The organism is Hymenobacter sp. PAMC 26628, from assembly GCF_001562275.1.
Lineage (GTDB): Bacteria > Bacteroidota > Bacteroidia > Cytophagales > Hymenobacteraceae > Hymenobacter.
The window spans coordinates 1,933,170-1,956,635 of sequence record NZ_CP014304.1 but is presented as its reverse complement, the minus strand read 5'-3'; the positions used below and the strand labels follow the sequence as shown (position 1 = coordinate 1,956,635).

General features: G+C 62.8%; 25 protein-coding genes. 17 read left to right on the top strand and 8 right to left on the bottom strand.

Features of this window, described 5'->3' with window-relative positions:
• Nucleotides 1-6 precede the first annotated feature (6 nt).
• From AXW84_RS08635 to AXW84_RS08625, 3 genes are all read left to right on the top strand, one after another.
• Complete coding sequence (locus AXW84_RS08635) at nucleotides 7-567, top strand: MarC family protein (RefSeq protein ID WP_068231457.1); 561 nt, start codon at nucleotides 7-9, stop codon at nucleotides 565-567.
• Between the two features lie 141 nt (nucleotides 568-708).
• A complete protein-coding gene (gene rnhA, locus AXW84_RS08630; RefSeq protein WP_068231454.1) occupies nucleotides 709-1,182 on the top strand; it encodes a ribonuclease HI in 474 nt (157 codons plus the stop codon).
• Between the two features lie 13 nt (nucleotides 1,183-1,195).
• Nucleotides 1,196-1,921 carry a tRNA1(Val) (adenine(37)-N6)-methyltransferase gene (locus tag AXW84_RS08625; protein ID WP_068231451.1) on the top strand — a complete coding sequence of 242 codons (726 nt, stop codon included), beginning with the start codon at nucleotides 1,196-1,198 and terminating at the stop codon, nucleotides 1,919-1,921.
• 41 nt (nucleotides 1,922-1,962) lie between these two features.
• Here the strand turns inward: AXW84_RS08625 and AXW84_RS08620 are convergent, their stop codons facing one another.
• The gene (locus AXW84_RS08620; protein WP_068231448.1) at nucleotides 1,963-3,324 is read right to left on the bottom strand and encodes a saccharopine dehydrogenase family protein; all 1,362 of its coding nucleotides are present in this window, start codon (nucleotides 3,322-3,324) and stop codon (nucleotides 1,963-1,965) included.
• A 75-nt stretch (nucleotides 3,325-3,399) separates the two neighbouring features.
• Here AXW84_RS08620 and AXW84_RS08615 point away from each other — a divergent pair, with 75 nt between their 5' ends.
• Together AXW84_RS08615 and AXW84_RS08610 are read left to right on the top strand one after the other, a co-directional pair.
• Complete coding sequence (locus AXW84_RS08615) at nucleotides 3,400-3,897, top strand: cytidine deaminase (protein ID WP_068231445.1); 498 nt, start codon at nucleotides 3,400-3,402, stop codon at nucleotides 3,895-3,897.
• A gap of 99 nt (nucleotides 3,898-3,996) precedes the next feature.
• On the top strand, nucleotides 3,997-4,659 hold the full coding sequence (locus AXW84_RS08610; RefSeq protein ID WP_068231442.1) for an alpha/beta hydrolase: 663 nt from the start codon (nucleotides 3,997-3,999) through the stop codon (nucleotides 4,657-4,659).
• Here AXW84_RS08610 and AXW84_RS08605 read toward each other — a convergent pair.
• The 4 genes from AXW84_RS08605 to AXW84_RS08590 all read right to left on the bottom strand — a co-directional run bounded on the left by AXW84_RS08605 (nucleotide 4,656) and on the right by AXW84_RS08590 (nucleotide 9,311).
• Complete coding sequence (locus AXW84_RS08605; protein WP_068231439.1) at nucleotides 4,656-5,411, bottom strand: SDR family NAD(P)-dependent oxidoreductase; 756 nt, start codon at nucleotides 5,409-5,411, stop codon at nucleotides 4,656-4,658. The two genes, AXW84_RS08610 and AXW84_RS08605, sit on opposite strands and share 4 nt — an antisense overlap.
• 33 nt (nucleotides 5,412-5,444) lie before the next feature.
• On the bottom strand, nucleotides 5,445-6,248 hold the full coding sequence (porT, locus tag AXW84_RS26500; protein WP_082773782.1) for a type IX secretion/gliding motility protein PorT/SprT: 804 nt from the start codon (nucleotides 6,246-6,248) through the stop codon (nucleotides 5,445-5,447).
• Nucleotides 6,197-6,925, bottom strand: a complete 729-nt coding sequence (gene ubiE / locus AXW84_RS08595) for a bifunctional demethylmenaquinone methyltransferase/2-methoxy-6-polyprenyl-1,4-benzoquinol methylase UbiE (protein ID WP_068231435.1) — start codon at nucleotides 6,923-6,925, stop codon at nucleotides 6,197-6,199. The genes porT and ubiE overlap by 52 nt, the downstream gene beginning before the upstream one ends.
• A gap of 148 nt (nucleotides 6,926-7,073) precedes the next feature.
• Complete coding sequence (locus AXW84_RS08590) at nucleotides 7,074-9,311, bottom strand: OmpA family protein (RefSeq protein ID WP_082773781.1); 2,238 nt, start codon at nucleotides 9,309-9,311, stop codon at nucleotides 7,074-7,076.
• A 412-nt stretch (nucleotides 9,312-9,723) separates the two neighbouring features.
• Between AXW84_RS08590 and yihA the strand changes: the two genes are divergently transcribed.
• The 3 genes from yihA (at nucleotide 9,724) to AXW84_RS08575 (ending at nucleotide 11,529) form a co-directional block, all read left to right on the top strand.
• Entirely contained in the window at nucleotides 9,724-10,338 is a 615-nt protein-coding gene (gene yihA / locus AXW84_RS08585) for a ribosome biogenesis GTP-binding protein YihA/YsxC (protein WP_068231432.1), read from the top strand.
• 98 nt (nucleotides 10,339-10,436) lie between these two features.
• Nucleotides 10,437-10,886 carry an energy transducer TonB gene (locus AXW84_RS08580; protein ID WP_068231428.1) on the top strand — a complete coding sequence of 150 codons (450 nt, stop codon included), beginning with the start codon at nucleotides 10,437-10,439 and terminating at the stop codon, nucleotides 10,884-10,886.
• A gap of 112 nt (nucleotides 10,887-10,998) precedes the next feature.
• Nucleotides 10,999-11,529: a DUF5606 family protein gene (locus tag AXW84_RS08575; protein ID WP_068231425.1), complete on the top strand. Its 531-nt coding sequence runs from the start codon at nucleotides 10,999-11,001 to the stop codon at nucleotides 11,527-11,529.
• Nucleotides 11,530-11,638: 109 nt separating this feature from the next.
• Here AXW84_RS08575 and fbp read toward each other — a convergent pair whose 3' ends face one another.
• A complete protein-coding gene (gene fbp, locus AXW84_RS08570) occupies nucleotides 11,639-12,652 on the bottom strand; it encodes a class 1 fructose-bisphosphatase (protein ID WP_068231419.1) in 1,014 nt (337 codons plus the stop codon).
• Nucleotides 12,653-12,743: 91 nt separating this feature from the next.
• Between fbp and AXW84_RS08565 the strand changes: the two genes are divergently transcribed.
• From AXW84_RS08565 to AXW84_RS08530, 8 genes are all read left to right on the top strand, one after another.
• The gene (locus tag AXW84_RS08565; RefSeq protein WP_068231416.1) at nucleotides 12,744-13,994 is read left to right on the top strand and encodes an aspartate kinase; all 1,251 of its coding nucleotides are present in this window, start codon (nucleotides 12,744-12,746) and stop codon (nucleotides 13,992-13,994) included.
• 32 nt (nucleotides 13,995-14,026) lie between these two features.
• Complete coding sequence (locus AXW84_RS08560; protein WP_068231412.1) at nucleotides 14,027-14,803, top strand: enoyl-CoA hydratase-related protein; 777 nt, start codon at nucleotides 14,027-14,029, stop codon at nucleotides 14,801-14,803.
• Between the two features lie 105 nt (nucleotides 14,804-14,908).
• Nucleotides 14,909-15,508 (top strand): peroxiredoxin, encoded by a 600-nt coding sequence (locus tag AXW84_RS08555; RefSeq protein ID WP_068231409.1) that lies wholly within the window; start codon nucleotides 14,909-14,911, stop codon nucleotides 15,506-15,508.
• Between the two features lie 81 nt (nucleotides 15,509-15,589).
• Nucleotides 15,590-16,843, top strand: a complete 1,254-nt coding sequence (locus AXW84_RS08550; protein WP_068231401.1) for a 3-deoxy-D-manno-octulosonic acid transferase — start codon at nucleotides 15,590-15,592, stop codon at nucleotides 16,841-16,843.
• Between the two features lie 52 nt (nucleotides 16,844-16,895).
• Nucleotides 16,896-17,822: a ribosome small subunit-dependent GTPase A gene (gene rsgA, locus AXW84_RS08545; protein ID WP_068231398.1), complete on the top strand. Its 927-nt coding sequence runs from the start codon at nucleotides 16,896-16,898 to the stop codon at nucleotides 17,820-17,822.
• A gap of 205 nt (nucleotides 17,823-18,027) precedes the next feature.
• Nucleotides 18,028-19,500, top strand: a complete 1,473-nt coding sequence (locus AXW84_RS08540) for a hypothetical protein (protein WP_068231395.1) — start codon at nucleotides 18,028-18,030, stop codon at nucleotides 19,498-19,500.
• Nucleotides 19,501-19,626: 126 nt separating this feature from the next.
• Nucleotides 19,627-20,094, top strand: coding sequence for a hypothetical protein (locus AXW84_RS08535; RefSeq protein ID WP_068231390.1), 468 nt, complete (start codon nucleotides 19,627-19,629; stop codon nucleotides 20,092-20,094).
• A gap of 39 nt (nucleotides 20,095-20,133) precedes the next feature.
• Nucleotides 20,134-21,021, top strand: a complete 888-nt coding sequence (locus AXW84_RS08530) for an NAD(P)-dependent oxidoreductase (RefSeq protein ID WP_068231389.1) — start codon at nucleotides 20,134-20,136, stop codon at nucleotides 21,019-21,021.
• 179 nt (nucleotides 21,022-21,200) lie between these two features.
• Here the strand turns inward: AXW84_RS08530 and AXW84_RS08525 are convergent, their stop codons facing one another.
• Complete coding sequence (locus AXW84_RS08525) at nucleotides 21,201-21,842, bottom strand: fasciclin domain-containing protein (protein ID WP_068239105.1); 642 nt, start codon at nucleotides 21,840-21,842, stop codon at nucleotides 21,201-21,203.
• Between the two features lie 149 nt (nucleotides 21,843-21,991).
• On the opposite strand from AXW84_RS08525, the gene AXW84_RS08520 reads away from it, so the two are divergent.
• Complete coding sequence (locus tag AXW84_RS08520; RefSeq protein WP_068231387.1) at nucleotides 21,992-22,459, top strand: peptidylprolyl isomerase; 468 nt, start codon at nucleotides 21,992-21,994, stop codon at nucleotides 22,457-22,459.
• Between the two features lie 92 nt (nucleotides 22,460-22,551).
• Here AXW84_RS08520 and AXW84_RS08515 read toward each other — a convergent pair whose 3' ends face one another.
• Nucleotides 22,552-23,304: a COG4705 family protein gene (locus AXW84_RS08515; protein WP_068239100.1), complete on the bottom strand. Its 753-nt coding sequence runs from the start codon at nucleotides 23,302-23,304 to the stop codon at nucleotides 22,552-22,554.
• Nucleotides 23,305-23,466 lie beyond the last annotated feature (162 nt).

Sequence of the window (23,466 nt, the reverse complement as noted above, 5' to 3'; positions counted from 1 at the left end):
CGCCCCGTGTTCAACCTCCAGCAAATCTTTTCCGTCACGCTCACGCTATTTGCCATCATCGACATCATCGGCTCGGTGCCGATCATCATCCAGATTCGGCAGCGCGAGGGCGAAATCAAGGCCGAGCTGGCCACCGTGGTGGCGGGCGGGCTGATGGTAGCGTTTCTGTTCCTGGGCCAGAGCATTTTGCGGCTGTTCGGGGTTGACAATGAGAGCTTTGCTCTGGCCGGGGCCGTTATCATCTTCCTCATCGGCATGGAGATGATTCTCGGCATCGAGCTGTTCAAATCCGATATGACGGCCCGCACGGGTTCCATCGTGCCGCTGGCATTTCCCATAATCGTGGGGGCCGGCACCATGACCACGCTGCTCTCGCTGCGCGCCGCCTACGCCCTGCCCAACATCCTGGCCGGCATTGCCCTGAACCTGGTGTTTGTGTACGGCGTGCTCAAAACCAGCCTCTGGATCGAGCGCCAGCTCGGCAAGGCCGGCGAAGATGTGCTGCGCCGCGTGTTCGGCGTCATCCTGCTGGCCATCGCCATCAAGTTGTTCAAGGCCAATTTTTAAATGAATGTGAGAAAGTGACGGATGTGAAGATGTATTCGAGTGTGTGGGGGTAAAAATCATGTTATTGCTCCCCGCATCCAGCACTTTTTTCTTCATTGCCCGCATTTCTCACACCCGTCACATTTCTCACATTCTTTCAATTTGATAACCCTTTTCACCGACGGCTCGGCCCGCGGCAACCCGGGGCCCGGCGGCTACGGCGCCATCCTGCGCTACGGCCCCCACGAAAAAGAACTGAGCCAGGGCTACCGCCGCACCACCAACAACCGCATGGAGCTGCTGGCCGTCATCGTGGGCCTGGAGGCCGTGACGCGCCCCGATATCCCGGTGCTCGTCGTGTCCGATTCGAAGTACGTGGTGGACGCCGTGGAGAAGCGCTGGGTGTTCGGCTGGGAGAAAAAACCCGACTTCGGCAAGAAGGCCAACCCCGACCTGTGGCGCCGCTTCCTGGCCGTGTACCGCCAGCGCAAGGTGTCATTCAAGTGGATCAAAGGCCACGCCGGCCACGCCGAAAACGAGCGCTGCGACGTGCTGGCCGTGCAAAGCGCCCTCGGCAAAGGCTTGTTGGTGGACGAAGGCTTCGAGCGCGCCCAGGCGGCGGCCCCGCTGCTGTAGCCGCGCCCCGGACGTGCCCAACGACTACTTTCAGTTCCAGCAGTTCCGCATTGAGCAGGCGGCGTGCGCCATGAAGGTGAGCACCGACGCCTGCGTGCTCGGCGCGTCCGTGGACCTAATCGGCGCCACCCGCTTGCTCGACATTGGCACCGGTACCGGCCTGCTGGCCCTCATGGCCGCCCAGCGCCACCCCACGGTCGCCATCGAAGCCGTGGAAATTGACCCCGCGGCCGCCGCCCAGGCCGCCGCCAACGCGGCGGCTAGCCCCTGGGGGCCCCGCGTCCGGGTGCACCCGCTGAGCTTGGCGGGCTACGCCGCCACAGGCCCCGCGCCCTTTAGCCACATCGTGTGCAATCCGCCGTTTTTCCAGGGGGCCCTGCGCTCGCCCCATGCGGCCCGCACTACTGCCCGACACGCCGCGCCCGACACGCTCACCTTCACCGAAATCAGCCGCTTCGCTGCTAATTTCCTAGTTCCCGGCGGCCGCCTCACCGTGCTGCTGCCCGTGCCCGAAATGGCACGGTTCGTAGCAGATGCGGCGGCGGTGGGCTTGCAGCCGGCCACGCGGCTGGCGTTGCGCCACCGGCTCGGCAGCCGGGTGCTGCGCCACATCGTAGCCTTAGGGCGGGACCCAGGGCCCCTAGTAGTGCAGGAACTAGCCTTCCGCACAGCCGACAACGACTCGGTTTACACGGCAACGTTTCAGGCGTTGCTGGCGGGATTTTACCTGGCATTCTGAGGCTTTGCTAGCAGTGGCCGACTCTGGGCAGCGCGGCTATTTTATGCGCCGCTTTCTTCCTCTTGGAAAAGAATGCCGTACTCAGCTGCCAGCTCTTCTAGGATGGCCTCGTACAGCTCGGGCACGACGGGGATGACGACGCCGCGCTGCGGCACTTCGCCCCGGGCCAGTCGCCGCACGGCCATGCCCAGGGGCAGGCCCACGGTCTGGGCCATGGCGGTATGGGTGGCGTCGGCCCCCGTCACAACCAGCGACGATGTGCGGCGGTGTACCTGGCCAGCCACCTCGTATTCGAACTCGTGCTGCATAACCACCAGGTCGCGGTCGTGGGGCCCCAGCTGCCACTTATCGGCCAGCAGGCGTTCGAGTAGCTGGGCGGGCGTGGCATCGGCGTGGCCCACGGGGTGCTGATCGGAAAACAGGCCCAGCCAATTCAAGCGGCCCATTTCCTCGCCTTCGGGGGCCAGGTTCAGGTAGTTGGCCACGCGCAACGGCAGCGGCAAGCCGGGCACTTTGGCCACGGGCAAAAAGGCGTCGACCACCGCGGCCCAGCTCATGGTTTCGGCGTTGCCAAGGCGGGTGCCGTCGTCGGTGAGGCCCAGGCTGACCAAGGCTTGCCAGGCGGCGCAGTAGCCCGGGCGGCGCAGCGTACCGCGCAATACCGTGGGCACGTCGGCCAAGCCGTAAGGGCCCCGGTAGCCGAGCGAGTCGCGGTTGGCGTAGCCCTCGAAGTCGCCGTGGCCGGGCACGGCCACGGGCTCGGCCCGTGCAAACAGGTGCTGATAAGGGATGAAGCGCAGGTGGCCGCGGTCGAGGTAGCGGGCGGGGCCGCCCTGTCCGGCCAGCACCACGTTGCGGGGGTTCCAGGTAAATTTGTATTTCCAGGGATTATCGGCCTCGGCGGCCGGGGCCAGCAGGCCCCCACAATACGATTTAAAGGACGTAATCCGCCCGCCCCGCGCCCGGATGTCGGCTAGGGCCCGCATGGCCGACATGTGGTCAAGGCCTGGGTCGAGGCCACATTCCATCAAAAAAACCAGTCCGGCGGCTTCCGCTTCGGCGTGCAGGGCCTGGATTTCGGGGCCCACGTAGCTAGCCGTGGCCAGGTGGCGGCGGTGGCGCAGGCAGGCCAGGGCCACGGCTGGGTGCAGGGCAGCCGGCAGCATGGAAATCACCACATCGGCCTCGGCCACGCGGGCGTCGAGGGCCCCGGCGTCGGCCGCGTCGAAGGGCACGGCACGGGCGTATTGCGAGTGGGCAGCCAGCACGGGGGCCAGGTGGGCGGGGTTGGCGTCGGCCACGGTCAGGTACCAGCCTTCGGTGGGCGCGTGGCGCAGCAGGTACTCGATAAGCGAAGCGGCGGAACGGCCGGCCCCGAGCAACAGCAAGCGGGTTGTCGTCATGCGAGCAAATGTACACGGGCCCGGCGGCCAACCGCGGCGCAACGCCTACCTTCGTCGCCCCGTTTTAATTTTTACATGGCCCGCACCCTCCGCCAGCTCGCCCTGGCCTACGACGAACTCGACGCTCCCGCCGACCTCTCCCCCACCGAGCTTTTGGTATGGGACGCCGCCCGCGCCGCCACCGCTCACGCTTATGCACCGTACTCGCACTTTTGCGTGGGGGCTGCCCTGCTGCTGGCCGACGGCACCATTTTCCAAGGCACCAACCAGGAAAACGCCGCTTACCCCTCGGGGCTTTGCGCCGAGCGCACCGCCTTGTTTGGGCTGGCCGCGGCCCAGCCGGGCCACGCGCCCATTGTGGGCATGGCCGTAGCCGCTAGGCCGGCAACCGGCGATTTTGGCCCCGCCATGCCCTGTGGGGCCTGCCGCCAGGTGATGACTGAGTACGAAGCACGGCAGGGCCAACCCATTCCGCTGCTGCTGCCCAGTCGCGGCGGCAGCATCCTGCGCTTCGCTGCGCTGGCCGATTTGATGCCGTTCACCTTCCTGGCCGACGACCTACCCAGCGCATAGGGGCCCCTACTGCACAAAAGCAAATGGGTTGTTCGTTGCCAGTTGTTAGTTAATGAGCTACGCACTTGCTAGCAACTGGCAACGAATAACTTATCTCCTATGTCCACTGAGCACCACCTTGTTGTGCCGCGCACGGCCCGCTACCACCAATTGGGCACGCCCTCAGCTGCCACGCGGCGGGTGTGGTTCGTGTGCCACGGCTACAGGCAATTGGCGGCGTATTTCATCCGGCACTTTGCCGCCCTAGCGGCGGCCGATCCGGGCTTGGTAGTGGTGGCTCCCGAAGGCCTGTCGCGCTTCTACCTGCACGGCCACGACGGCCGCGTGGGTACCAGTTGGATGACCCGCGACGACCGCCAACATGAAATCGACGACCAAATCGGCTTCCTAAACAAGCTCGTTGGCCACGTGTTGGGCCGCTGCCCGGCCGGGGTGCCGGTTACGCTGCTGGGCTTTTCACAAGGCACGGCCACCGTGGGCCGCTGGCTGGTGCAGGCGCCGTTTCGGCCGGCGCACTTGGTGTTATGGGCTGGCACATTCCCACCCGATACCAATCCAGAAGCGACCGAGCAATTAGTTCGAAACCTGCCTATTACCCTTGTAGTGGGCGAGCACGACGAGTACCTGACACCGTCCCTGGTGGCGCAGCAACAAGCCCACTTGCGGCAAATGGGGGCCCTGCTTGCGGTACGCACCTTTACCGGCGGGCACGCCCTGAACCAGGAAATCCTGGCCCAGTTGGGCAGCGTCAAAAAGGCCTAGCTCGGCTGCCGGAAGGTCGTTGTTGCCGAGCCCTGGGCCGTGGGCAGCAGTAGCACATCGGCTACGTTGACGTGGGCCGGGCGCGTCACCATGAACGCCACCACATCGGCTACGTCTTCGGCCCGCAGCGGTTCGAAACCATCGTACACCTTGGCCGCGCGCTCAGAATCGCCCTTGAAACGCACCTCTGAAAACTCTGTTTCTACCGCGCCGGGGGCTACTTCTGCTACCCGGATGCCGAAAGGCAGCAAGTCGAGCCGCATGGTTTTGGTGAGCATGCTCACCGCCGCTTTGCTGGCGCAATACACGTTTCCATTGGCGTAGGCTTCGCGCCCGGCAATGGAACTGATGTTGACAATAAAGCCGGTTTTGCGGGCCGTTAGGCCCGGCAGCACAGCGTGGGTCACGTTCAGTACGCCGCGCACGTTGGCATCAACCATGAAGTCCCAGTCGTGCGGGTCACCGTCCTGGAGGGGGCTGAGGCCGTGGGCCCCACCGGCGCTGTTCACCAGTACGTCGATGGCCGCAAATTCGAGCGGTAGTCCAATCACGGCGGCCGTGGTGGCGTCGCGGTCGCGCACATCAAACGTCAGGATGTGGACCGGCGTGGGGGCCACCGCCGCCGCCAACTCGTCGAGGCGCTCGCGCCGCCGGCCCGTCACCACCAATTGGAAGCCAGCCCGGGCCAATGCTACCGCCGTGGCGCGCCCAATACCGGACGAAGCCCCCGTTACAAATGCCGTTTTTATCACGTAGTCGTTAGTGTTAAGCCGCTTACGGGCCGCTTAGTTTTGGATATTCAGGTAAAGGGTAACCGTGCTGGTACGAAGGCTCTGCAAGCTTCGGCTGTATAGGTCGGGGCGGTCGATAAGCAGATTGCGCAGGCCGTAGGAAAACCGCAACTCCGGTGCAAACTTAAATAGCGGATAGAACAGGTCCAGCCCCACGCCGTACTCCAGGGTTAAATCGTTGTCACTCACCTGCAGTTGGTTGCGCAGCAAGTCGCTGCGGCGCGTAGTCACGCTCACGCTTGGCTTCACGCCGGCAATCATGTACATCCGGGTGTTGCCCCGGCGCTTCGATTGGTACTTCAGCAGCAGCGGAAAATCCACCACCGTCGAGCTAACTTCCTGGGTGAACACTGAGTCGGGTGGCGTGAGGTTGTGGGGCCCAAACTCGACCCGCCGGGTGCGGAAATTTACGCCCGGCGCAAACCGCAGGATAAACGGCGAACCCGACTTGCCCAGCCGCACGTCGCCGATAATACCCACCCCAAAATCAGGGCTAATGATGGAATTAGCCGTCAATGTCTGCGGCAGAATGTATGTGGCCGACTGCTCTATAAAGAACTTTGAAAAGCCTGGCGCAAAGTATAGCCCCGGGTGAAACCACCGGTCGTCGTAGTTAGACAAGTTGGCCACTGTGACGCCCTTTAGGTTGCCTTTTCGGCTGCGAGTAGCTTTAACGGGCCGGCGTCGCTGCTGTGCCTGGCCCGCTAAAGGCAAGGCCAACAATAGGACCAAGGCCAGCAGCCGGCTCAGTTGTGGGCGGTGTAAATGGAGCTGATGCCGAAGGTAAGGGGTTGCCATGCGGGGTTTTTAAAGCCGACCCGGGCCAGAATGGCCAGAAAATCGGAGCCGTCGGGAAAAGCCTGCACCGATTCGGGCAGGTACGTGTAAGCGGCCCGGTCCTTGGAAATCAGTTTCCCAAACACGGGCAGCACCCGGCGAAAGTAAAAATTATAAGCCTGCTTGAGCGGAAACGCCGTCGGTTTGCTGAACTCCAAAATCACGAGTTTGCCACCGGGGCGCAATACCCGGCGCATTTCGGCCAAGCCCACTTCTAAATGCGCGAAGTTGCGGACCCCAAACGAAGCCGTTACGGCGTCAAAGGATCCATCAGCAAAGGGCAAATTCTCCGAATCACCCAACTCCAGCTGAATGCGATGGCCTAACTGCTTCTCAGCCAGCTTACGGCGGCCCACGTCCAACATCCCTTCCGAAATGTCTACCCCCGTCACGTGGGCGTTGGGCGCGGCGGCCCGCAGGGTTTCGATAGCAAAGTCGGCCGTGCCAGTAGCAATGTCCAAGATTCGGGCCGGACGCAGGGCCTTCAACTCATCCACCGCCTTGCGGCGCCAATAAATGTCAGTGCCCGCGCTTAGAAAGTGGTTAAGGAAGTCATACTTACCCGCGATGCTGTCGAACATCGTGGCTACCTGCGACTTCTTGTCGGCAGAATCTTCTTTGTAGGGGACAACGGCCATGGGTAGTGCAAAGAACGGCGAAAAAGCGAGAAATTGTGTTGTTCCAACGGCTAGGCCCTGGTTTTGTTTAGGGGCCCAGCCGGTCACCGGCCACAAAAAAGCGGGCCAGGCAAAACGCCCGACCCGCTTAAGGCAATCTAACCAGTTACTATTCCGGTTTGATTTTCACTTTATCTTTTGCGCCAGTGGCGTCCTTAGCCTTCGAGTCTACCTCGCCGTTCTTGGAGACAGTTTTGGATTTCTCGCCGGCCGCGCCTTTGGTTTTCACTTTTACTTTGTCCGAGTCCTCGTCCACTTTGGTTTTCACCTTGGTGCCGTCGGCCATTTTAGCCTTGCTCTTCCCGGGCAGCGGCGGCTGCGGGGCGGCGGGCGGTGTCGTGGGGGCCCCCATCGGAGCACCGACGGCCGGGGCAGCAGCAGGAGTCGTCATCGGCATGGTTTCGCCTTCCTTCAGCACTACGCGGAACTCATCGCGGCGGTTAAGCTGCATGTTCTCCGGCGAATCGTTCGGAGCTGCCGGGCGGCGCTCGCCGTAGCTCACCGTAGTCAGGCGGGTATCCGCCACGCCTTTGGTAACCAAGTACTTCTTAGCTGCATTGGCGCGGTTCTGGCCGAGCACCATGTTGTACTCGTCCGTGTTGCGCGAGTCGCAATGGCCTTCCACCTGGATGTTCAAGCCTGGGGCCGCCACCAATTTCTGGGCAATGTCGTTTAGTACCACAATCGACTCCGGCCGCAACTTGTACTTGTCGGTGTCGAAGTAAATTTTGCTAAATGGGTACATGCTGGCCATCGAAGTGTCGATGTAGGCAATGTAGAAATTCTTGGTGATGGTGGTCGAGTCGTTAGTCGACACCGGAATGGCGAACTCCTGGGTTTCAATGTTTTTGCCGTCCTTACTTACAGCCACCTGGTAGGTGCGGCCTGAGAGCATGGCCACTTGGTATGAACCGTCGGGCTTGCTTACGTCGCGGAAGCTCAGCGGCGTGTTATCCGCCTGTTTGCCGCTAAACACCAACTCCACACCTGGAATTACCGTGGTGCTGTCTTTGGCAAACACCTTCCCTTTGACGGTGGCGTTCTTGATGTAGTTGATGGTGTAGATGTCCTTCTCGCCGTAGCCGCCAATGCGGTAGCTGCTTAGGTAAGCATACGAGCCGTCGGGGCTTAGGCGGTAGTAGCTATCATCATCGGGGGTATTGATGGGGTAGCCCATGTTCTCAGGTGCTCCCCATTTGTGCCCGATGCTGTCGTAGGCGCTCTTAAAAATATCGTAGCCGCCCATGGTGTTGTGGCCACGCGACGAGAAGTACAGCGTTTTGCCGTCTTTGCTCAAGTACGGGCTGTCGTCGTCGTACTTGGTATTAATGGCACCGCCCATCGATTTAGCGGGGCCCCAATCACCATCCGACCCGCGGGTCGAATAGTACAAGTCCAGCGTGCCATCTTCCGAGTACTTGCCGGTCGAAAAGTACAACGTTTTACCGTCGGGCGTAATGTAAGCGTCCGACTCGTAAGCTTTCGAGTTAATGTTGCTATTCAGCTTCTTAGGAGCCGTCCACTCGCCGTTTACTTTGTCCGAACTGAAGATATCGCCGTTTTCGTCGTCGCGGTACATCAACAGCTTCGAGTCATTGTCGTAAAGCTGCGTCGAAGCATCGTGGCCTTTAGTCACGAGGGCTTGGCCCAACGAGCGGGGCTTTTCCCAGTTCTCGTCATCAATCCGGCGCGATTCGTAAATTTCTTCAAAGTATTCGCCGTCAGCCGCCAGCTTCTTTTTATTGGTGGCGGCGCCCGTGTATTGCCCGCGTGAGGTGAAGAGCAGTACTTTGTCGTCCGACGAAATTACTGGGCTGTGCTCGGCGTATTGGGTGTTGATGCTGGGGCCCAGGTTCTTCACGAAGATGTCCTTGGGTGAATTGAAAAGCACCTTGGCATTCTTCGAGTGCTGAATTAGCTGCGCCACTTCCTGCCGGCGTACCTCGTTGCTCTTCTTAGCCTTGAGCGTAGCGTTGTACGACTGGTAATGAGCAATGGCTTCGTCGAAATTGTAATTCAAGTGGTCGACGCGGCCGAGCCAATACTCTACATCTTTCGAAACTTTGGGCTTAAGACGTTGGGCCTTGTAGATATAATCGCTAGCCTTTTCCTTATCAAAGCTGAGGTACGCAATACCGGCGTTGAACAATGCCTTTGCATTGTTGGGGTCTTTGGCCAGCACCTGCTCATAATAGGGAATCGAAGCGCGATAGTTTTCCTGCTCAAAAAACTTGTTACCGGTTTTTAGCAGTTTACCCGTGCTTTGGGCCATGCCGGGCTGGATGGCGGTGGCACTCAGGGCCACGGCGCAGGAAGCCTGCAATAACCGTTTGGATAAGTTATCCATTGTAAAAGAAAGAGTTAGAAAAAGAGTTTCGAAGGTGTGCGAGGTAGCGGCGTGACAAAAATCAGCGAAAAACAGGATAAAATAGCGACTATTTCCGCGTTATACTTAAATCAAAGCACAGGGTTTAGCACAGAATAGCGGAAATTATAGAATCTAAGACGTTTTGCGTAGCCCGCGCTAGCCCAAAGGTAGCGCAGTAGCCGCGGGCAGCCGCGGAGAAGTAGTGCAGGGCCGGCCCACAAACTATTCACCGCAGGTCAAAATGCCCCAAGAAACTGCACAAATATAGATGAATGCAAGAGATTACTCACTTGGCCAACTACTTATTGTGTGGCGTTTGGGAAGCTGGCGGATGTATTTTTGCAGCACGCTCGCCGTTTGGGTTGGCGCTCCTTTTTGCTTGCTTCTGCCTATGATTATTCGTGACGCTCGGTTTTTGACGAGCAATACCCGCGTGGAGCTGTGCCCGCCCCCCGACCGGCCAGAATACGCCTTCATCGGGCGCTCCAACGTGGGCAAGTCGTCGCTCATCAACGCCTTGACCAGTCGAGCAGGTTTGGCCAAAACGTCGGCCTCGCCCGGCAAAACCCAGCTCATCAACCACTTCCTCATTAATGAGCAGTGGTACTTGGTCGATTTGCCAGGTTACGGCTACGCCAAGGTGAGCAAAACCGCCCGGGCCGAGTGGCACAAGATGATCAACGCCTACTTGCAGCGCCGCGAAAACCTGGCTTGCGTGTGCGTACTCATCGATTCGCGCTTGCCGCCGCAGGCCAGCGACCTGGAATTCATGGAAAAGCTGGGCGAAATGGGGGTGCCTTTCGTGATGGTGTTTACCAAGATTGACAAGCAGTCGGCGGCCCAAACGCGCACGCTCATTGCCGCGTATCTGGCCAAGATGAGTGAAATTTGGGACGAGCTGCCGCGGCATTTTCTTACCTCGGCCAGCACCAAAGCAGGGCGCGAGGAGCTGCTGGGCTTCATCGACGAGGTGAACCAGCGGCTGGCCGCCACGCCCGGCGCGTAGCTTTGGACCCAATTTTGCGCAGTGGCCCACCCGACCCTAGCTGGGGCCCATACCCACCGGTCTTATTTCATTTCACTCCTACTTATATTTTATTTGTTATGTTGAAACCTTTGCTCTCGCTGCTGGCCTTAAGTCTGCTGCTCACGGCGCCGGCGGTGGCCCAAACTACGCCCCCTAATACCTCACCGCCCGCCCGCCCGGCCCCCGAAACTGGGGCTGGCACCGGCCGCGTGGGGGCCGTCATTCCAGTGGCCGAGTACTACGAAGGAGGCCAGGAGGCCATGTACGCCTTCATTGCCCAGGAGCTGAAATACCCGCTGCTGGCCAAGCGCAACCGCATTCAGGGCCGTTGCATCGTTAGCTTCACGCTGAACCCTGACGGCACCATGTCGGGCGTGAAGCTGGTGAAGCAACTAGGCGGCGGCACCGGTGACGAGGCCCTGCGCGTCGTGCGCCTGCTTAAGTTCAAGAAACCTGCTTACCCCATTCTCACTAGCCTGCCCATCGACTTCAAGCTCGGGGTGACGGGCTCGAACGCCACCGAATAAATGCAATTAACGGTTGGCAACAACCCGCCACAAGGCACCTTTAGGGCCCTGTGAAATGCCCGCTCGCCGCCGGCCGTTAATCGCTAACTGTTTACCGTTAACTGAAAAAAGAATGCCTTACGAACTGAAAGAAATCGCCGCCATCAGCGGCATGCCGGGCTTGTACCGCTTGCTGAAAGCCGCCCGCCATGGTGTGCTGGTGGAAAGCCTCGACGCCCGTGCCACCCGCAGCATGGCCCCGGCCCGCAACAAGGTGTCGTTGCTCGCGGAGATTTCGATTTATACGACCGATTACGACGTAAACGTGCCCCTGACCGACGTGTTTGAGCAAATCCACGCCCACTACGGCACCGATTTGCCTGTAACCAACAAGTCGAGCGAGGCGGAGCTGGCCGAGTTTATGGGCCAGGCCGTGCCCGACTACGACCGCGACCGGGTGTACTTCTCCGACATCAAGAAGCTGGCCAGCTGGTACGGCGTGGTGAGCCAAAACCTCCCCTACCAGTCCGCTGCCGAAGCCGCTGCCGCGCCCGCCGAAGGTGAGCCCCTAAGCACGGGCGGCGTGATTGACGCACCCGAGCCTGCCGCCACGGCCGGGGCCCCCGCTAACCCGGAGGCTACGACCGCCGACGCTGCTAAGTAGATAGTCCATTGTGGGCCGCGCCAGTCGGCGCTGGTCTATGTTTTAAGCTAACAAAAAGCCCTGCTGAATACTCAGCAGGGCTTTTTGTTTTTTTGGAGAACCGCTGGGGCTACGCCGTGGCCCCGGCGTTTTCGGCAATTAGCCGCTCGACTTCTTCCACCAACTCTTTGCTGCCGATGAAAACGGGGCAGCGCTCGTGCAGCGCCTGGGGCTCGATTTCCATGGTACGGCGGGTGCCGTTCGAGCTTTTGCCCCCGGCCTGTTCTACAATGAATGCCAGCGGGTTGCATTCGTACATAAGGCGGAGCTTGCCGCTGGAGTTTTTGGCAGTGGCGGGGTAAAAATAGATGCCACCCTTGAGTAGGTTGCGGTGAAAATCGGCTACTAGCGAGCCGATGTAACGGGCCGAGAAGCCCTGCGCCTTGCATTGCTGCACGTAGGCTGCCACAGCGGGCGCAAACGAGGAGGAGCTGCCCTCGTTCACGGAGTAGACGGTGCCGGTGGTGGGCGTTTGAATGTCGGGGTGCGAGAGGAAAAATTCGCCCAGTGAGGGCTCGTAAGTGAAGCCGTTTACGCCGTTGCCGGTGGTGTACACGAGCATGGTGCTGGAGCCGTAGATGACGTAGCCAGCGGCCACCTGGTGGGTGCCGGGCTGGAGGCAGTCGGCGGCCGTGCCATCGCGGCCGGTGGGCGACATGCGCCGGTAGATGCTGAAAATGGTGCCGATGCTCACGTTCACGTCGATGTTCGACGAGCCGTCGAGCGGGTCGATGGCCACCACGTACTTGCCCTGCACGTTGCCGGTTTGAATCATCTCCTCGTCCTCCTCCGAGATGATGGTGCATACCTCACCGCCGTTGCGCAGGGCCCGGATGAAGCGGATGTTGGCCACCACGTCGAGCTTTTGCTGGTCTTCGCCCTGCACGTTTTGGCTGCCGTAGGCCCCGGCAATGTCAATAAGGCCCGAGCGGTTGATTTCGCGATTAACGATTTTGGCCGCCAGTGCTATGTCACGCAGCAGCTGCGAGAGTTCCCCGGTGGCGTAGGGGAAGTCTTCCTGCTTGCGCATGATGAAGCGGTCGAGGGTGGCACCGACGGGCAGGGCCATTTTGTTGTGGTCCATAATAAGCGAAAAGACTCAGGGGCAGGTGGTACGCGCAAAGCTAGGGTGATTTTGCCTGCCTGCGCACCTCCGGCCCTACTTTTGGGGCCCTATGGCAGCACATTCCCCCTTGGTTTACAAATTTGGCGGCGCTTCGGTGAAAGACGCAGCCGCCATCCGCAACCTCCAGCGCATCGTGGAAACCACGGCCGCGGGCCGGCCGCTGCTCGTGGTGGTGTCGGCGATGGGCAAAACAACCAACGCGCTGGAAGAGATTTTTGACCTGGCCCACCGCGGCCAGTCCTACGACGCACCCCTGGGGGCCCTGCACGACTTCCATGCCGCCGCCGCCGAAGCACTGGCGGGCCCCGGAGCCGCGCCGGGGCCCTGGCGCCAAACGCTGCAAGACTTGCGCGAACAGCTGGCCGACATCAACCCCGACCACTACGACCGGCAGTACGACCAGATTGTGGGCTACGGCGAGCTGCTCGCCTCGCAGCTGGTGGCGCAGGCACTGGGGGCCCAGTGGCTCGATTGCCGGCCCCTGGTGCGCACCGACCGTACCTGGCGCGAGGGCCGCGTGGACTGGCCGGCCACCGAGCGGCTGGTGCAGGCCGCGCTACCGGCGCTGCTGGACCAGGGGCCCGTCGTTACGCAGGGCTTTTTGGGCGGCACGGCTGGGGGCCTAACGACAACGCTCGGCCGCGAAGGCTCCGACTATTCGGCGGCCATCTTTGCGTATTGCCTCGGGGCTGAGTCGGTTACGATTTGGAAGGACGTGTCCGGGCTGCTCAGCGCCGACCCCAAGATTTTCCCGGATGCGGTGCGCTACCCGGAAATCAGCTACCAGGAAACCATCGAAATGGCTTACTACGGGGCCAGCGTCATCCACCCCAAAACGCTGAAGCCGCTGGCCGAGCGCGGCATTCCGTTGCGGGTGCGCTCGTTTGTGGACCCCGGGGCCCCCGGCACGCTCATCCACGACTGCCAGCACCCGGCGCTGGCGCCGGCCTTCATCCGCAAAACGGGGCAGTGCCTGCTCTCGTTCGAAAGCAAGGATTTCGCGTTCATCTCGGAAGAAAACCTGGAGGTGATTTTTGGGGCCCTGGCGCAGGCGCGGCTCAAAATCAACCTGATGCAGAACTCGGCCATCAGCTTTTCGGTGTGCACCGACTTTTCGGAGCGGCGGGTGCAGCAGTTGCTGGGCCTGCTGGCCGGGCAGTTCCGGGTGCACTACAACGCCGATTTGACGCTCTTTACCATCAAAAACTACGACGCCGCCAGCGTGGCCCGCCTCACCGCCGGCCGCGCGCTGCTGCTGGAGCAGCGTACGCGCAGCACCTTTCAGTTCGTATGCCGGTAGGCGCATCACTCATATTACTAACAAGTTAGCTCATGCCCGAATTCCTCCTCGTTACGCCCCAGGCCCGGCCGGGCGTGGCGCTGCTCCAACTCAACCGCCCGAAGGAGCTGAATGCCCTGAACCTGGCGCTGATGCACGAACTCCGCGAGGCGCTGGGGGCCCTGGACGCCGACGCCGCGGTGCGGGCGGTGGTCATCACCGGGAGCGACCGGGCCTTTGCCGCGGGGGCCGACATCCGGGCCCTGGCTGGCCAGAGCCCGGTGGACATGCTGCTGGCCGACCACGTAACGTTTTGGGACCAGCTGCGGCTGATGCGCAAGCCGCTGGTGGCCGCCGTGGCGGGCTTTGCCCTGGGCGGCGGCTGCGAGCTGGCCCTGGTTTGCGACCTGATTGTGGCGGCCGAAACAGCGCAGTTTGGGCAGCCCGAAATCCGGCTGGGCACGCTGCCCGGCGGCGGCGGCACCCAGCGCCTGGCCCGCGCCGTGGGCAAGGCCAAGGCCATGGAAATGGTGCTCACCGGCGACTTCATTACGGCCACCGAGGCCCTGCGCCTGGGCTTGGTGAACCGCGTGGTGCCCACCGGCCAGCACCTGGAAGAGGCGTTTCGCCTGGCGGCGCGCATCGCGGCCCAGCCGCCGGTGGCCGTGCGCCTGGCCAAGGAAGCCGTGAACTACGCCTTTGAAAGCCATCTGGCCGCGGGCCTACAGTTCGAGCGGCGCAACTACTACCTCACCTTTGCCTCGGACGACCAGCGCGAGGGCATGGCGGCTTTTTTGGAAAAGCGGCCACCGGCCTTTAACGGCCACTGAGGGCCCCGGGCTGGGCATTTTTGGCCCGGGCCGGCCACCTTCGCGCCGCCCGCGCCGTACACGTCCGCATTTACTTCTCCGCACCAAAACCTCAACACCACCGCAATGGCAGTTCTCGTGGGCAAGCGCGCCCCTTCTTTCCGGGCCACGGCCGTTATCGACGGCGATATTGAAAATGACTTTTCGCTCGACCGTTACCTAGGCAAGATGCACGTAATCTTCTACTTCTACCCGGCCGACTTTTCGCTGCTGTGCCCCACCGAAATCCTGGCCTTTCAAAACCTGCTGCCCAAGTTTGAGGAGCGCAACGTGGCCGTGGTGGCGTGCAGCACCGACAGCCACCAGAGCCACCGCGCCTGGCTGCGGCAGCCCCGCGAGCAGGGCGGCATCATGGGCGTAACCTACCCGCTGGTGGCCGACGCCACCAAAACCATTTCGGCCAACTACGACATGCTGGCCGGCCACTTCGACTACAATGAGCAGGGCGAAATGAGCTTCGTGGGCACGCCCACCAGCAACCGCGGCCTGTTCCTCATCGACCGCGACGGCATCGTGCGCCACCAGGCGGTGAACGACGGCCCCTTGGGCCGCAGTACCCAGGAAGCCCTGCGCATGGTGGATGCCCTCCAGCACTACGAGCAGCACGGGGCCCTGTGCCCCGCCGACTGGCGCGAGGGCGAGGCCGCCTTGAACCCCACCCGGTAAAGGCGCCAATTTTTTTGACGCCGAAAAAGCAGCCGGGGCCCTGGCTCCGGCCGTTTTTTTTTCGGCCGTAATTTCGCGGCCTTGACGCTGCTCTACGACTTCGCCCTTTTCTGCTACGCGCTGCTGCTGCGGCTGGCCGCGCCCTTCGTACCCAAAGCGGCGGCCTGGGTGGCCGGGCGGCGCGGGCTGCTGCCGCGCATCGGCGCGGCGCTGGCCGCCGATGGGGCCCCGCGGGTGTGGTTCCACTGCGCTTCGCTGGGCGAATTTGAGCAGGGCCGGCCCTTGATGACGGCCTACCGCCGGGCCCACCCGGGCACGAAAATCGTACTCACGTTTTTCTCGCCCTCGGGCTACACGGTGCGGCAGGACTGGCCGGGGGCGGATTATGTTTTCTACTTGCCACTCGACACCCGGGCCAATGCCCGTGCCTTCCTCAACGCCGTGCGGCCGCAGCTGGCCGTGTTTGTGAAGTACGAATTCTGGTACCACTTCCTGACGGAAACGCGGCGGCGGGGCGTGCCGGCCGTGGTGGTGTCGGCCATCTTCCGGCCCGAGCAGGTATTCTTCAAACCCTGGGGCGGCTTCTTTCGGAGAATTCTGGGCCAGCTCTCGCACATTTTCACCCAAAACCAGGCCTCGGCCGACTTGCTGCGCCAGCACGGCCTGACCCGCGTGAGCGTGGCCGGCGACACCCGCTTCGACACCGTGGCGGCCACGGCCCTGGCCCCGCCGCGCCCGCTGCCGCTCGTAGAGGCCTTCGTGGCCGATGGGGCCCCGGTGCTGGTGGTGGGCAGCGCCTGGCCCGAAGACCTGCCCGCCCTGGGGCCCCTGCTGCGCCGCTACGCCGGCCGCATCCGGGTGCTGCTGGCCCCCCACGAAATCACGGAAGGCCACTTGGGGCAAATAGAAGCCGTGCTGCCGGGGCAGGTACTGCGCTACTCGCAGGCCACGGCGGCCACCGTGGCGGGGGCCCGGCTGCTGCTCTTCGACAACGTGGGGCTGCTCAGCCAGCTCTACCGCTTCGGGCAGTTTGCCTACGTCGGCGGAGCGTTTGGCAAGGGGCTGCACAACACGCTGGAGGCCGCCGCCTTTGGCCTCCCGCTGTTTTTTGGGCCTACCTACGGCAAGTTCCAGGAAGCCGTGGACCTGGTGGCGCTGGGCTGCGCCACGCCCGTGCGCACCGCCGCCGAGCTGGAAACGGCCTTCGCCCGCCTGCTAGCCGACGAAGCCCGGCGCCTCAAAATGCAGGACCAGGCCCTCGATTACGTGCACCAGCAGGCCGGGGCCACGGCGCGCATCATGGCCGCGCTGGGGGCCCTAAATGCCTCCCGCTAGTTCGGCAGCCGCGTTACTACGCGTTACTACTCACCAATCCTATCAATTCAGAATGACCGGCACCGTTGTAAAATCTACCGGCTCGTGGTACGTGGTGCGCGACGCGGCCACCGAGCAGCTGTACCGCTGCCGGCTGAGGGGCAAGTTCAAAATCAAGAACCTGAAGGTGAGCAACCCGCTGGCCGTGGGCGACTTGGTGACCTTCGAGCCCGAGCAGCAGGCCGAGGGCGCGGCCGTGATTACGCACATCGCGCCGCGCCGCAACTACATCGTGCGGCGCTCGGTGCACACCACCGGCCACGCCCACATCGTGGGCGCCAACCTCGACCAGGCCCTGCTGGTGGTCACGCTGGTATCGCCCACCACGTCGTTTGGGTTCATCGACCGGTTTTTGGTGACGGCTGAGGCTTACCACATTCCCGTGGTGTTGGTGTTCAACAAGGCCGATTTGCTCGATGCCGACGGGCTGGCCTACCAGGAGGAAATTGCCGGCATGTACCGCTCGCTGGGCTACGGCAGCTGCGCGTGCACGGCCAGCACCGGCGCCGGCGTGGCGGCCGTGGATGCGCTGCTCGACGGCAAAACCTCGCTGCTATCGGGCCATTCGGGCGTGGGCAAAAGCACGCTCATCAACGCCCTGGTGCCGGATCTGGACATTAAAACGGCCGAAATCAGCCAGTTTTCCGACAAGGGTGTGCACACCACCACCTTTGCCGAAATGCTGGAGGTGCGCCCCGGCACGTACATCATTGATACGCCCGGCATCAAGGAGCTGGGCCTCGTCGACATCAAGCCCGCCGAGCTGGCCGGTTACTTCCCCGAAATGCGCGCCCTGCTCAACCAGTGCCGCTACCACAACTGCCAGCACGTGCACGAGCCCGGTTGCGCCGTGCGCGAAGCCGTGGATGCCGGCCGCATGGCCCTGCCCCGCTACGACAGCTACCTCAGCATGCTGGCCGATGACGACAACCGCCACTAGCAAGTAGCGTGGACGCTGCTAGTCCGCGCGGTTGAAGGGCTGCCCGACAATAACCAGCAGGACGAACCGAGCAACGCGGACTCGCAGCGTCCGCGCTACCGAACCCGCTTCGGGCCACCGGCTTCTGTTCGCGAACTGCGTAAATTCGCCGGGCAATGGGGCCAGGCCGGTGGCCGCCGCCGATAGCCCCTAAGCGCCCTCTGCCATGCTGTACCACTGCCTATTAGCGCCTTTTGCCGACGCGGCCCAACAGGCCCAGTACGAGGCTGTACGTGCGGCTTTGGCGGCCGCCGCGGCCGCCGGGGGCCCCACCACCCTGCTGCTGGGCAACCTGGCGGCGCTGCCCGGTGGCTTGGCCATTGACCTTGACGCGCTGGTACTGCGGCCGTACCAGGCCACGGCGCTTGTACTCGTGCCACAGAACGGCTCGCTGCGGGTACCCGCGCTGGCGCACGGCGCTTGGCAGCTCAACAGCCAGCCCCTGGCCAGCCGCGGCGGGGCCGATAATCCTTACGCTCACTACTGGCAGCAGCAAGCGGCCGTGGCCGGCTGGCTCGGGGCGGAGCTGGGCCAGGAGCCCCCGCCCCTGGCCGGCGCGGCGGTGTTTGCCATGCCCGTCACGTTTGGCAACGAAGCGGAGGAGCACCTGCGCCAAACGGCCGGCGATTTCCAGCTCGTGCGGGGCCCCGCGCAGTTGCCGCGGCGCCTGCAAACCGCCCGCGCCGCGGCCCGCACCCTCGATGCGGAGGCGCTGGAGGCCCTGGCCCAGCGCTGGCAAGCCGCGTTTGGCGCGGAGGATGAATCAAATTCGCCCGAGCAATTTGACGCAACGCCGGGGGCCCCCGCGGGCTTCTGGGCGCAACAGGCGCGGCAGCTGTGGCAGTGGCTGGGGGCAGCCGACGTGCCCGCCGATCCGCCCTATGGCGACGCCACGGCCGCCGCGCTGGCCCAGCACGAGCAGTTGCGGCGGGAGTTGCTGGCCGAGTTGCACCAGCATCGGCAAGCCGCTGCCCGCCACCAGGCCGCTCACGAGCAGGAGTTTGCCCAATTGCGCGCCCAGCTGGCCCGGCCCGCCGCCCCCACCCCTTCCGAGCGGCCCGAGCAAGCCACCCAAGCCGCCGCCCGCAACCAGGCCCTCGACGAGCGCATTCAGCAGCTAGGGTACCTCATCGAGCAGTTGCGGGTTCAGGTGGCGGCTCCTGCTGCCCGGCCTTCAGTGGCCGCATTGCCGGCCACGCACCGTGCCGGGGCCAGTAGCCCCAAAGCTTACCGGCCGGCCCGGGGCCCCTGGCAGCTGCCGGTGCAGCCCCGGGTGGCCGCCCGGGCCGCCGCGCGGCTGGTGGCCGGGCTGGCCGTAGCGGCGGGCCTGGGCGTGGGCGGGTGGAGCCTACTGCACGGCTGGGGCCCCGTGCGGGTGAGGGCCCCGCAACTGGCCCAACTAGCACCGGTTCCTTTCATTGGCCCGACAGACAACTCAGACGAAGCCGGCTTTGCTGATTCGACGCAAACCCAGGAATTTCTGGCGCCTGATGTAATTCCGGCCACCGATACCGAAACAGCCGTGCTCCGGGAAGCGCCCCCCGCCAGTGAGGCAGCAAGAGAAGCCCCAGCCGCGCCCGATTCGGTGCTGGCAATACCAGTGGCACCGCCGGTGGCTGATTCGCTGGGGCCCCGGTAGGGTTAGCAGTTGGAAGGGGCCGCGGGCTGCTTTTCTAACACATTTCAATCCTTAGGCTTGCAACGAAACAGGCAATTGGGAACTCCTTGGTTCACACATTCTCTCTCTTCTGCTCGACCATCGATTATGAAAGCGCTTTTACTTGCTGGGGCCCTCGGATGCGCCGCCCAACTGACCACCGGGTGTAAGCACGATGCCGACGTGCAGCCCGCCAGCACCTCCACTAGCTACGACGTGTTGGCGAAAGGTACTGGGCACTGGGAATGGGAGAGTTCCGCCTTCGGTTTTGCCAGAGCCCGCACCCCGGCTACCGTGGGTTTCACCCGGCAGTTGGTATTTGGGACGGGCAACGTACTCAACGTGAAGCGCAGCGGCCAGCAATACTACAAGACTAGCTACCAGCTTTCTACGCGAACCAGCCCTACTACGTCCGAACCGCTGATTACCTACACCAACGAAACCGACTTGTACAACAACGACACCAAGACGTACGCCCTGAGCCAGCCAAATGGCCGGCATGTGTTGGTTTTGATGGGCGAGCAAGTTCCAGTTGATGGCGGCGCCGTCGAAACCTACCACTGGGTAGCTGAGTAAACCGGGGCGAACCACTGGCTTCGGCCACTCCCCTTTTACATGGCAAAACTTGCATTCCTGGGCCTGGGCAACATGGGCCTGGCGATGGCCGCCAACCTGCTCAAGGCCGGCCACACCCTCACCGTGTACAACCGCACCGCCGCCAAGGCCGCCCCGCTGCAAACGCAGGGCGCCACCGTGGCCGCCACCCCCGCCGAAGCTGCCCGCGGCGCCGAAGCCGTGTTCACGATGGTAACCGACGACGACGCCCTCACCGAACTGGTGACGGGCCCCGAAGGAATGCTGCACGGCCTGGCCCCCGGCGCGGTGCACATCTCGTGCAGCACCGTGGCGCCCGCCACCACTACCCGCCTGGCCGAGGTCCACGCCGCCCACGGCTCGGAGTTTGTGGCCGCGCCGGTGTTCGGCAAGCCCGATGCCGCGGCGGCGGCCAAGCTCTGGCTGGGCCTGGCGGGGCCCCCGGCCGCCCGCGCGCGGGTGCAGCCCTGGCTGGCGCCGCTGGGCCAGGGCGTGCACGAGTTCGGCGACGACCCGGCCGCGGCCAGTGTAGTGAAGCTCTGCGGCAATTTCATGCTTGGGGCGGCCATCGAGGCCATGGCGGAAGCCTTCACGCTGGCCGAAAAAAGCGGCGTGGGCCGCCAGCCCATCTACGATTTCCTGGTGGGCACGCTCTTCAACTGCCCCGTGTACCAGGGCTACGGGCGCATGATTGCCTCCAAAAATTACACGCCCGTGGGGGCCCTGCCGCCCATCATCCGCAAAGATTTCCGTCTCGTGCTCGACCACGCCCAGCAGCTGGCCGCGCCCATGCCCCTGGCCCAGCTCGTGCACAACCGCATGAGCACCACCGTAGCCCGCGGCGAAGACGACGTGGACTGGACCGCTTTCGCCCGCCGCGTATCGGAAGATGCCGGCCTGGAGGCGTAGGTTTTTCTAGTTGTCTGTTATTAGTTGTCAGTTGCTAGTCGCTAAAGTGCATATGCGCTGGCTAGCGCAACGCTCCAGCTGTTTTTAAACGCAAAAAGGGCCCCCAGCAATGCGCTGGGGGCCCTTTTTTCAGTCACGGCAGTTGTACTAACAACCGACAACTAGTAACTGACAACTAACTATTTCTCCAGCGGCAGCACCACACCGTCGATGACGTGGGTAACGCCATTTTTCGAAATCACGTCGGCAATTTGCACGGTGGCGGGGGCGTCTTTGCCGTTGCCCACCATCACTTTGCCGTCTTTCACCATTACTTTCAGCTTCTCACCGTTCACGGTGGTCAGCTCCTGGCCGTCTTTCAGGTCAGCGGCCAACAGGCGGCCGGCGATGACGTGGTAGGTCAGCACGCCTTTGAGCTTGGCGGCGTTGGCGGGCGCCGTGAGGGCAGCCACGGCAGCCTTGGGCAGCTTGGCGAAGGCAGCGTTGGTGGGGGCAAACACGGTGAAGGGGCCCGTGCCTTTCAAGGTTTCCACCAGGCCGGCCTGCTTCACGAGTGATACCAGGGTGCTTACACTCTTGGCGCCCGCGGCATTGTCCACGATGTCTTTGTCGGCCGTCATGGCCACGCCGTCCACCATTACGCCGCCGGGTTTGGCCATGCGGGCCGAATCGCCGGCCATGGCGGCCACTGAATCAGCGGGATTTTTGGTCGTAGCGTTGGCCGTGGTGGTGGCGGTTTCGGCGGGCTTGTCGTTGCCGCAGCTGGCCAGGGCCAAGGTCAGGGCGAAAGCGCCGGCGAGGGAGAAGAGTTGTTTTTTCATGAAAAAACTGAACAGGAAAAGAATAAAGGGGTTGGGTACCATACGAATCAATCGAGGGCCCCGGATTGTTTAGGTGCCGTTGCCCGGGGCGGGCGCTTATTTTTGCAGCGCCCGCCCCGGGCATTTTCCCACCCATTCCCTGTTTTTCGATGAAAACCGCCGAAATCCACACCCCCAAAGGGGTCATGAAAGTCGAGTTCTACGAGCAAGACGCCCCCAACACGGTCAAAAACTTCACCGACCTGGCCCAAAAGGGCTTCTACGACGGCACCACCTTCCACCGCGTCATCCCGAACTTCGTAATTCAGGGCGGCGACCCCAACACCAAGCCCGGCGCCAAGGGCGCACCCGGCACCGGGGGCCCCGGCTATAAAATCGACTGCGAAACCAGCGGCGACCACCAGTACCACGAGCGCGGCGTGCTGAGCATGGCCCACGCCGGCAAGAACACCGGCGGCTCGCAGTTCTTCGTGGTGCACTCGCGCGACAACACCGCCCACCTCGACCGCGTGCACACCGTATTCGGCAAAGTGGTGGAGGGCTTGGACGTCATCGACCAAATCAAGCCGAACGACACGATTGAGAAAATCGTGGTAAAAGACGAAAGCGCAGCGTAAGCAGCGGGTTGATTTTAAACAAAAAAGCCCCGCGTACCACAAGGTGCGCGGGGCTTTTTTTCGTACTTAGGGCCCTGGGCCCCTAGCGCCCCCTACACCAGTGTATCCGGGTCGGCCCCAGCCGGGCGCTTTCGTAGCGACTCGTACAGCACCAGCGCCACCAGCAGCCCGAATAGGATGAGTGAGGAGCCCTGGGTGCCGAAGCCCAGCCCGTGCTTCTCGGTGGGCTTGGTGAGCAAGTCGCCAAAGGTGGCCCCAAACGGCCGCGTGAGCACAAACGCCACCCAGAACAGCAATACCCGCGAGATGCCGGTGAAATAGTATGCCAGCACCAGCACCGCCAGCGCGCTGCCAATGAGCAGGGCCCCGCCCCCGAAGCCCAGGCCGGAATCGTCGGCCAGGAAATCGCCCAGGGCCGTGCCCAGCGTGTTCGATACCAGGATGGCGGCCCAGTAGAACACCTCTCCCGTGCGCGTCTTGATTTCGGTGACGGACAAGGATTTTTCGCGCAGCCACCACAGCCCCAGCACCAGCCCCAGCAGCGCCACCAGGATGAGCGAGCCCGTGGCATAGCCCAGGCCCAGGGTGCGGTCCATGTAGTCGGACACGGTGGTGCCGGCCGTGCTAGTAGCCAGAATAGTGGCCCAGTACAACGCCGGAATGTAGCGCGACACGGCCAACTGCCCGGCCAGCACCACCACAAAAAAGCCAAGCAGAATGAGCGAGCTGGTGCCGTAGCCCACTTTCATGGTTTGGGCCAGCTGGTCGCCAGCGGTTTCGCCCAGCGTGGTGGCGCAAATCTTCATTATCCAAAACAGCAGGGTGACTTGGGCGATTTTTTTCATGAGCAGCAGTAACAGGAGAAGGCAAAAATTGCCATACATCCTGAATATTTTCTGTTGTTGGGATTGTTTGGGCCGGAGACGCACGAAAAGCCCCGCGCACCTTTCGGCACGCGGGGCTTTTTGCTGGCCTAGAAACCCTGGGGCCCTAGAGGCTGTTCTGTA

What these genes read in the sequence shown, in the direction of transcription:
- AXW84_RS08620 (WP_068231448.1), bottom strand. Translation starts at nt 3,324, where the DNA reads ATGACGACAACCCGCTTGCTGTTGCTCGGGGCCGGCCGTTCCGCCGCT.
- AXW84_RS08615 (WP_068231445.1), top strand. Translation starts at nt 3,400, where the DNA reads ATGGCCCGCACCCTCCGCCAGCTCGCCCTGGCCTACGACGAACTCGAC.
- AXW84_RS08610 (WP_068231442.1), top strand. Translation starts at nt 3,997, where the DNA reads ATGTCCACTGAGCACCACCTTGTTGTGCCGCGCACGGCCCGCTACCAC.
- porT (WP_082773782.1), bottom strand. Translation starts at nt 6,248, where the DNA reads ATGGCAACCCCTTACCTTCGGCATCAGCTCCATTTACACCGCCCACAA.
- ubiE (WP_068231435.1), bottom strand. Translation starts at nt 6,925, where the DNA reads ATGGCCGTTGTCCCCTACAAAGAAGATTCTGCCGACAAGAAGTCGCAG.
- AXW84_RS08590 (WP_082773781.1), bottom strand. Translation starts at nt 9,311, where the DNA reads ATGGATAACTTATCCAAACGGTTATTGCAGGCTTCCTGCGCCGTGGCC.
- yihA (WP_068231432.1), top strand. Translation starts at nt 9,724, where the DNA reads ATGATTATTCGTGACGCTCGGTTTTTGACGAGCAATACCCGCGTGGAG.
- AXW84_RS08580 (WP_068231428.1), top strand. Translation starts at nt 10,437, where the DNA reads ATGTTGAAACCTTTGCTCTCGCTGCTGGCCTTAAGTCTGCTGCTCACG.
- AXW84_RS08575 (WP_068231425.1), top strand. Translation starts at nt 10,999, where the DNA reads ATGCCTTACGAACTGAAAGAAATCGCCGCCATCAGCGGCATGCCGGGC.
- fbp (WP_068231419.1), bottom strand. Translation starts at nt 12,652, where the DNA reads ATGGACCACAACAAAATGGCCCTGCCCGTCGGTGCCACCCTCGACCGC.
- AXW84_RS08565 (WP_068231416.1), top strand. Translation starts at nt 12,744, where the DNA reads ATGGCAGCACATTCCCCCTTGGTTTACAAATTTGGCGGCGCTTCGGTG.
- AXW84_RS08560 (WP_068231412.1), top strand. Translation starts at nt 14,027, where the DNA reads ATGCCCGAATTCCTCCTCGTTACGCCCCAGGCCCGGCCGGGCGTGGCG.
- AXW84_RS08555 (WP_068231409.1), top strand. Translation starts at nt 14,909, where the DNA reads ATGGCAGTTCTCGTGGGCAAGCGCGCCCCTTCTTTCCGGGCCACGGCC.
- rsgA (WP_068231398.1), top strand. Translation starts at nt 16,896, where the DNA reads ATGACCGGCACCGTTGTAAAATCTACCGGCTCGTGGTACGTGGTGCGC.
- AXW84_RS08540 (WP_068231395.1), top strand. Translation starts at nt 18,028, where the DNA reads ATGCTGTACCACTGCCTATTAGCGCCTTTTGCCGACGCGGCCCAACAG.
- AXW84_RS08535 (WP_068231390.1), top strand. Translation starts at nt 19,627, where the DNA reads ATGAAAGCGCTTTTACTTGCTGGGGCCCTCGGATGCGCCGCCCAACTG.
- AXW84_RS08530 (WP_068231389.1), top strand. Translation starts at nt 20,134, where the DNA reads ATGGCAAAACTTGCATTCCTGGGCCTGGGCAACATGGGCCTGGCGATG.
- AXW84_RS08525 (WP_068239105.1), bottom strand. Translation starts at nt 21,842, where the DNA reads ATGAAAAAACAACTCTTCTCCCTCGCCGGCGCTTTCGCCCTGACCTTG.
- AXW84_RS08520 (WP_068231387.1), top strand. Translation starts at nt 21,992, where the DNA reads ATGAAAACCGCCGAAATCCACACCCCCAAAGGGGTCATGAAAGTCGAG.
- AXW84_RS08515 (WP_068239100.1), bottom strand. Translation starts at nt 23,304, where the DNA reads ATGAAAAAAATCGCCCAAGTCACCCTGCTGTTTTGGATAATGAAGATT.